This window comes from Streptomyces pathocidini, assembly GCF_001418495.1.
Lineage (GTDB): Bacteria > Actinomycetota > Actinomycetes > Streptomycetales > Streptomycetaceae > Streptomyces > Streptomyces pathocidini.
In genome coordinates this window covers 1-1,690 of sequence record NZ_LIQY01000291.1, presented here as the reverse complement: position 1 = coordinate 1,690, position 1,690 = coordinate 1, and the positions used below count along the sequence as shown (strand labels likewise).

General features: G+C 58.6%; 1 rRNA gene. It reads right to left on the bottom strand.

Annotated features, from left to right (window positions below):
* Nucleotides 1–1,433: ribosomal RNA gene (locus AOK16_RS15210) — 16S ribosomal RNA — on the bottom strand; the annotation flags it as partial.
* Nucleotides 1,434–1,690: the final 257 nt, after the last annotated feature.

Here is a 1,690-nt window from a genome sequence, read left to right as displayed (position 1 = left end):
AAGGGGTTGGGCCACCGGCTTCGGGTGTTACCGACTTTCGTGACGTGACGGGCGGTGTGTACAAGGCCCGGGAACGTATTCACCGCAGCAATGCTGATCTGCGATTACTAGCGACTCCAACTTCATGGGGTCGAGTTGCAGACCCCAATCCGAACTGAGACCGGCTTTTTGAGATTCGCTCCACCTCACGGCATCGCAGCTCATTGTACCGGCCATTGTAGCACGTGTGCAGCCCAAGACATAAGGGGCATGATGACTTGACGTCGTCCCCACCTTCCTCCGAGTTGACCCCGGCGGTCTCCCGTGAGTCCCCAGCACCACAAGGGCCTGCTGGCAACACGAGACAAGGGTTGCGCTCGTTGCGGGACTTAACCCAACATCTCACGACACGAGCTGACGACAGCCATGCACCACCTGTACACCGACCACAAGGGGGACCCTGTCTCCAGGGTTTTCCGGTGTATGTCAAGCCTTGGTAAGGTTCTTCGCGTTGCGTCGAATTAAGCCACATGCTCCGCCGCTTGTGCGGGCCCCCGTCAATTCCTTTGAGTTTTAGCCTTGCGGCCGTACTCCCCAGGCGGGGAACTTAATGCGTTAGCTGCGGCACGGACCACGTGGAATGTGACCCACACCTAGTTCCCAACGTTTACGGCGTGGACTACCAGGGTATCTAATCCTGTTCGCTCCCCACGCTTTCGCTCCTCAGCGTCAGTATCGGCCCAGAGATCCGCCTTCGCCACCGGTGTTCCTCCTGATATCTGCGCATTTCACCGCTACACCAGGAATTCCGATCTCCCCTACCGAACTCTAGCCTGCCCGTATCGACTGCAGACCCGGGGTTAAGCCCCGGGCTTTCACAACCGACGCAACAAGCCGCCTACGAGCTCTTTACGCCCAATAATTCCGGACAACGCTCGCGCCCTACGTATTACCGCGGCTGCTGGCACGTAGTTAGCCGGCGCTTCTTCTGCAGGTACCGTCACTTACGCTTCTTCCCTGCTGAAAGAGGTTTACAACCCGAAGGCCGTCATCCCTCACGCGGCGTCGCTGCATCAGGCTTTCGCCCATTGTGCAATATTCCCCACTGCTGCCTCCCGTAGGAGTCTGGGCCGTGTCTCAGTCCCAGTGTGGCCGGTCGCCCTCTCAGGCCGGCTACCCGTCGTCGCCTTGGTAGGCCATCACCCCACCAACAAGCTGATAGGCCGCGGGCTCATCCTGCACCGCCGGAGCTTTCCACCAACCACCATGCGGAAATTGGTCATATCCGGTATTAGACCCCGTTTCCAGGGCTTGTCCCAGAGTGCAGGGCAGATTGCCCACGTGTTACTCACCCGTTCGCCACTAATCCACCCCGAAAGGCTTCATCGTTCGACTTGCATGTGTTAAGCACGCCGCCAGCGTTCGTCCTGAGCCAGGATCAAACTCTCCGTGAATGCTCCCCGGATATCCGGGTCTACACCACGAGAGCGGAACAACCGGAGGAATAATCCGATCGTTCACAGCGTCCTCGCTGTGTTCGCCTCCCAAAACGGAAGGACTTTTCAAAGGAACCTCGCCCCAGACCATCACGGCCCGGAGACGGGGTATCAACATATCTGGCGTTGACTTTTGGCACGCTGTTGAGTTCTCAAGGAACGGACGCTTCCTTCGTACTCACCCTCTCGGGCTTTCCTCCGGGCTTCCCTTCGTT